Source organism: Polaromonas sp. P3_C2 (genome assembly GCF_056402675.1).
Genome location: NZ_JBFUGX010000236.1, coordinates 1 through 6,044 on the forward strand (window position 1 = coordinate 1; position 6,044 = coordinate 6,044).

At 61.5% G+C, this 6,044-nt stretch carries 7 protein-coding genes; 6 read left to right on the top strand and 1 reads right to left on the bottom strand.

Translation table 11 applies throughout. From position 1 onward, the window contains the following. Nucleotides 1-236: 236 nt before the first annotated feature. The 6 genes from AC1DWI_RS11515 to AC1DWI_RS11540 all read left to right on the top strand — a co-directional run bounded on the left by AC1DWI_RS11515 (nucleotide 237) and on the right by AC1DWI_RS11540 (nucleotide 5,562). Nucleotides 237-1,097, top strand: a complete 861-nt coding sequence (locus tag AC1DWI_RS11515) for a 3',5'-nucleoside bisphosphate phosphatase (RefSeq protein WP_477669740.1) — start codon at nucleotides 237-239, stop codon at nucleotides 1,095-1,097. Further along, nucleotides 1,097-2,002 carry a DMT family transporter gene (locus AC1DWI_RS11520; RefSeq protein WP_477724867.1) on the top strand — a complete coding sequence of 302 codons (906 nt, stop codon included), beginning with the start codon at nucleotides 1,097-1,099 and terminating at the stop codon, nucleotides 2,000-2,002. The genes AC1DWI_RS11515 and AC1DWI_RS11520 overlap by 1 nt, the downstream gene beginning before the upstream one ends. A 24-nt stretch (nucleotides 2,003-2,026) precedes the next feature. Continuing rightward, nucleotides 2,027-2,662 carry an L-threonylcarbamoyladenylate synthase gene (locus AC1DWI_RS11525; protein WP_477669741.1) on the top strand — a complete coding sequence of 212 codons (636 nt, stop codon included), beginning with the start codon at nucleotides 2,027-2,029 and terminating at the stop codon, nucleotides 2,660-2,662. A 122-nt stretch (nucleotides 2,663-2,784) separates the two neighbouring features. Continuing rightward, entirely contained in the window at nucleotides 2,785-3,459 is a 675-nt protein-coding gene (locus AC1DWI_RS11530; RefSeq protein ID WP_477669742.1) for a site-2 protease family protein, read from the top strand. Then, on the top strand, nucleotides 3,456-4,766 hold the full coding sequence (locus tag AC1DWI_RS11535) for a tryptophan--tRNA ligase (protein WP_477669743.1): 1,311 nt from the start codon (nucleotides 3,456-3,458) through the stop codon (nucleotides 4,764-4,766). The genes AC1DWI_RS11530 and AC1DWI_RS11535 overlap by 4 nt, the downstream gene beginning before the upstream one ends. A 211-nt stretch (nucleotides 4,767-4,977) precedes the next feature. After that, nucleotides 4,978-5,562, top strand: coding sequence for a response regulator transcription factor (locus AC1DWI_RS11540; RefSeq protein WP_457279564.1), 585 nt, complete (start codon nucleotides 4,978-4,980; stop codon nucleotides 5,560-5,562). 25 nt (nucleotides 5,563-5,587) lie between these two features. Here AC1DWI_RS11540 and AC1DWI_RS11545 read toward each other — a convergent pair. Next, nucleotides 5,588-6,044 (bottom strand): sensor histidine kinase (locus AC1DWI_RS11545; protein ID WP_477724866.1); only part of this gene is annotated, 457 nt, incomplete at its 5' end.

The following is a 6,044-nucleotide window of genomic DNA, read 5'->3' on the forward strand; positions in this document are numbered from 1 at the left end:
GCTATATATTTCATAGCAACCGGTCATTTCAAGCGTAGTGACGCATATCCGGCGAGGCAGAGAACGCTATTAAATTTATAGCTGATCGCGCTTGCCTATATTGGGCTGGCGGCCTGAAACATCTCAAAACCGCCTTCAGTGCAAGGGCATCGCGCACACGCGCAAAGCGAGCCTTCTGGGGTCAGGGAGATTGCAGCCGGCCTGCACCAATACCCTGCAAAGCCTAAAATGGCTCAGTGACTCCCAAAAACATCCTGAATGCCGACCTGCACTGCCACTCTGTGGTGTCAGACGGCACGCTGACACCGGAGGCACTGGCTGAACGGGCCAAGGCCAACGGGGTCGAACTCTGGGCCCTGACAGACCACGACGAAATAGGCGGCCAGCACCGCGCCGCCGCCGCTGCCAAAGCGCAGGGCATGCATTACCTCACCGGCACCGAGGTGTCCGTTACCTTCGCGGGGCAAACGGTCCACATCGTCGGACTGGGTTTCGACGCCGACGACCCTGCGATGCAGCAAGGCCTGCGCAATACGCGCGGCGGCCGCGAACAGCGCGCCATGGAGATGTCGGACTCGCTGGCCAAGGTCGGCATCATGGGCGCTTACGAAGGCGCGCTGAAGTTTGTCGGCAACCCCGAACTCATTTCACGCACGCACTTTGCCCGCTTCCTGGTGGAATCCGGCGTGTGCCGCGAAACACCTGAGGTCTTTCGCAAATACCTGACCGAAGGCAAGCCCGGCTATGTGCCGCACCGCTGGGCCAACCTGCGCGACGCCGTCACCTGGATCACCCAGGCCAAGGGCATTGCCGTGATTGCGCACCCGGGCCGCTACAAGTTCACCCCCAACGAGGAATACGCCTTGTTCACCGAGTTCAAGTCCCATGGCGGGCGTGGCGTGGAGGTTGTCACCGGCAGCCACACGCCGCAGGAATACCTCAAATACGCCGATACGGCCAAAGAGTTCGGCCTGGCSGCTTCGCGCGGCAGCGAYTTCCACAGCCCCGACGAAAGCCACACCGACCTGGGTACCCTGCCATTCCTGCCGGGCGAACTGACACCGGTGTGGGAGCTGCTGGTGGACCGCATCCAGTGATGGCCGGCCCCGCGAGAAAAACCTCTCCTGCCCTGACCGGCATTGCGCTTCTGGTAGCCGCCATGGCCTGCTTCGCCGCGCTGGACACCACCACCAAACGGATATCCCTGAKCGTGCCCATCCTGATGGCGCTGTGGTTTCGCTATGCGTTCCAGGCCGTGGCCACGACCGTGGTGATGCTTCCTGCGCGCGGGCGAACGCTGTTTCGAACGGCGCATCCCAGGTTCCAGCTTTTACGCGGCGTACTGCTGCTGACCAGCAGCGGGTTGGCGTTTTTCAGCCTCARATACATGCCCGTGGGCGAGTTCACGGCCATCATCATGATCACGCCGCTGGTCATCACCCTGCTGGCATCGCTACAGCTGGGTGAGCGCGTACCGGCGTTGCGCTGGGGGCTGGTCCTGGGAGGCTTTGCCGGTGCGCTGATCATCATCCGGCCGGGAAGCTCCGGCTTTGACTGGACGCTGCTGCTACCGCTGAGCCTGGTGGTGTCCAATGCCTGGTTCCAGATTTTGACCAGCCGCCTGGCCCGTACCGAAGACCCGGCAACCATGCACTTCTACACCGGCTGGGTGGGCACGCTCATCGCCTCGCTGGCCCTTCCCTTTGTCTGGACTTCGCTGGATTCCTGGGTGCTTTGGGCCTGCCTTTGCCTGATGGGCTTCCTCGGAGCCGTCGGGCACTTCATGATGATTCTTGCCTATGCGCGAACCACTGCATCAACCCTGACGCCGTTCCTTTACGCCCAAATCGGTTTTGCCATGCTGGGCGGATGGCTGATCTTTTCCCATGTTCCGGATCAGTGGTCGCTGCTCGGCATTGCCATGATTACCGTGTGTGGTGCCACTGGCGCCTGGCTTGCGGTACGCGAGAGCCGCATCATCATTGAACCCACCGAATCCTGAAACCCAAGCCGGCGACAAACCTGTATGTCACAGTTTTTTGAAGTTCACCCCGAGAACCCGCACACCCGCCTGCTCAAGCAGGCGGTGGCGCTGCTTGAACGCGGCGGCATTGTGGCCGTGCCAACCGACTCCAGCTATGCCCTGGTATGCCACCTCGACGACAAGGCCGCGGCCGACAGCCTGCGCCGTATTCGCGGCGTCGACGACAAGCACCACCTCACCCTGCTGTGCCGCGACCTGAGCGAGCTGGCGAACTACGCGCGGGTGGACAACAAACAATTCCGGCTGCTCAAGGCCGCCACGCCAGGGCCCTACACCTTCATCCTCGAAGCCAGCAAGGAAGTGCCGCGCCGCGTGAGCCACCCGTCGCGCAAGACCATCGGCCTGCGCGTGCCGGAGCACAAGGTTTTGCAGGCGCTGCTGGAGCTGCATGGCGCGCCGCTGCTGGCCACCACGCTGATTCCGCGGGACGGCACCGAGCCGCTGAACGATGCGCACGAGATCCGCGAGCTGCTGGAGCATGAGCTGGCCGCCGTGATCGACGCAGGCGCCTGCCACCAGGAGCCGACCACCGTGATCGACCTGACGGCCATGGGCGACGGCGGCGAGCCTGTCGTGGTGCGACAGGGCCGGGGCGAGCTGGCTGCATTAGGCCTTTAGCGAGCGGACTCCCCTTCAAGCAGGGGCCGCGGAACCGGCTTTGCCGGGCCGCAGGCGCAGCAGCCCCCTTCGGGGGGCAGGGAGCTACACGAAGTGAGCGACCGTGGGGGTCATAATTCGGCATGGATATCGCCAACCTGATTCAAACCGTCGCCATCTACGCGCTGCCAGTGCTCTTCGCCATTACCGTGCACGAAGCTGCGCATGGGTATGTGGCTCGCTATTTCGGTGACAACACCGCCTGGATGCTGGGCCGTGTCACGCTGAACCCCGTAAAGCACATCGACCCCCTCGGCACCATCGTCATGCCGCTGCTACTGTATTTCGCCACCTCAGGCACCTTTCTGTTCGGCTACGCAAAACCGGTACCCGTCAATTTCGGAAATTTGCGCAAACCCAAACGCGACATGATCTGGGTGGCACTTGCGGGCCCCGCCGCCAACTTCATACAGGTCGTACTTTGGGCCGTGTTGTATGCGGTGCTGATCAACGCCGGTGTCCAGGAGCCGTTTTTCCTGGTCATGTGCCAGGCTGGCGTACTGGTCAATCTCGTGATGTGGGCCTTCAATCTTTTTCCTTTGCCTCCGCTTGATGGCGGCCGCATCCTGGTGGGCCTGCTGCCGTGGAAGCAGGCTCAGTTTGTCGCCCGCCTCGAACCATGGGGGTTTTTCATCGTCATGGGGCTCGTTCTCCTTGGCATCGTCAGCGCTTACTGGCTCTGGCCACTGGTGGTGCTGGGATACAGCTTGCTGGATCTGATCAACCTCCCCATTTCATTGCCCCCAAGATTGTCATGAATACACCGTTCCCCACCCGTTTCCTCACCGGCATCACGACCACCGGTACGCCCCACCTGGGCAACTATGTCGGCTCGATCCGGCCGTCGGTTCAGGCCAGCTTTCGCGACGATGTCCGCAGCTTTTACTTCCTGGCCGACTACCACGCACTGATCAAATGCGATGAACCCGCGCGCATCCAGCAGTCCACACTCGAGATCGCGGCGAGCTGGCTGGCCGCCGGGCTGGACCCGGAGCGCGTGACGTTCTATCGCCAGTCCGACATCCCGGAAATCCCTGAACTCACCTGGCTGCTGACCTGCGTCACAGGCAAGGGCGTACTCAACCGTGCCCATGCCTACAAGGCCTCTGTCGACAAGAACGAGGCAGCCGGCAACGACCCTGATGCCGACGTCACCGCCGGCCTCTTCATGTACCCGGTGCTGATGGGCGCGGACATCCTGCTGTTCAAGACGCACAAGGTGCCGGTGGGGCGCGACCAGATCCAGCACATCGAAATGGCGCGCGACATGGCGCAGCGCTACAACCACCTGTACGGTGAGCACCTGGTGCTGCCCGAAGCGGTGATTGAAGAGTCCGTCGCGCTGCTGCCCGGACTGGACGGTCGCAAGATGAGCAAGAGCTACGACAACACGATTCCGCTTTTCACCCCACGCGAGCAGATGCGCAAGCTGATCGCCGGCATCCTCACCGATTCACGCGCACCGGGCGAACCCAAGGAAGTCGAGGGCTCGGCGCTGTTCCAGATTTACCAGGCCTTTGCGAGCGCGGACGAAACCCAGGCCCTGCGCAAGGCCTATGCCGAAGGCATTGCCTGGGGCGATGCCAAACAGTTGCTGTTCGAGCGCATTGACCGTGAAGTAGTGCCCATGCGCGAGCGATACCACGACCTCATCAGCGACCCGGCAAAGATCGAGGCGACCTTGCAGGCGGGTGCGCAGAAGGCGCGCGCGGAGGCCACGCCTTTCATGGGCGAGTTGCGTCGCGCCGTTGGTTTGCGCAACCTCGCGATAAAGCCGGCTGGCACGTCGAAAGGGAAGTCAGTCAAAAGTGTTGCTCCGGCCTTCAAGCAATACCGTGAGAAGGACGGCCAGTTCTATTTCAAGCTGCAGGATGCCGACGCCAAGGTGCTGCTGCAGAGCCATGGCTTTGAATCTCCCCGGGAAGCCGCGCTGATAATTTCCACCCTGCAGAACGAAGGGACCGGTGCGCTTGCTGCACTGCAAGATAAGCTTCAAATCTTGCCCGGTATCGAGGCAGCCGAGGTCGAAACAGCGCTACGTTTTTTTGCACCTGTAACTCCCTGAGTTGCGGGATTAAGCAATTTGGGCCAGGGGCTTTGGCCGTGCGCGGTGGCCTTCGACAGAATCACATTGGTACGAAAGACTTATTCATTGTTGTTTTAGGGTATTACCACCCTGAAAAAATACCGCAATTTCAAGTTTATTAGTGCCCCAAAGTTGACATTCACCAGTTATGCTCGATAGCTGACAGGAACGATACTTCAGACGTGAACTAATGAGTATTTTTGTAATAGATGACCATCCGCTGATGCGCGAAGCGGTTGTCATGTTGATTCGCCGCCTTAGCAGCAAGGCCACTGTGACCGAGCTGGACCGGCTCGCCGCGGTAATGCCTGCCGTGCAGCAACACGGTGTCCCCGAACTCATCTGCCTCGACTTGAGGTTGCCTGACACCAATGGTGTTTCGGGCGTGCGTGAGCTCAAACACCAATTCCCCAACGTGCCCCTGGTGGTGCTGTCGGCCGCGCCGGCCCAGGACTACGAGGACCTGTCCATTGAGGCAGGTGCCGATGCCTACATCCAGAAGTCTGCGGGGGCCACCGAGATATCGAACGTCCTGCGCGTCTTCCTGAGTGAAGAACTCGACCCGGAGCCATCCACCCCAACGGAAAAACTGTCCAAGCGGCAAAAGCAGTTGCTGGTCATGCTCGACAAAGGCATGAGCAACCGCGACATCGCCGAAGAGCTGCAGATCAGCGAGCACACAGTGAAAGTGCATTTGTGGCGGCTGTTCCGGCGCCTGAATGTCAAGAGCCGCTCACAGGCCAGCCACCTGGCGCGCACCCAGGGCTTGCTCTAGCAAGACCGGGCAACACCGGGCCGGGTCACTGGCCTGGCGTGCGCAACTCCACCCAGAAGACACTGCCACGCCCGCTCCTGGAGGCAAGCCTCACAGGATGCCCAAGCGCCTCGCTCAGGCGCGAAACGATGGCCAGGCCCAACCCAAAGCCTTCTTCGGTACCCTGCAGGGGAATCCGGTAGAACTCCTGAAAGATCGCCTTCTGGTGTTCTTTCGCGATGCCCACACCGGTGTCCCATATCTCGATGCATGGCACTCCGCGCCGCCGGCGCACAGCCAGCAGCACACCGCCTCGATGCGTGTTGCGCAGCGCGTTCGACAGCAGGTTGCCGACCAGCCGCTGAAGCAGCACTGGGTCAGACCTTACCTGTCCCACTGCAGGGCGAATCCTGAGGCGCAGGTTGCGCTCCCGCGCGAAGGGTGCGTATTGCGCCTCCAGATCCTGCACCAGCCCCGCCAGGTCTACGGCCTGCAGGTTGACC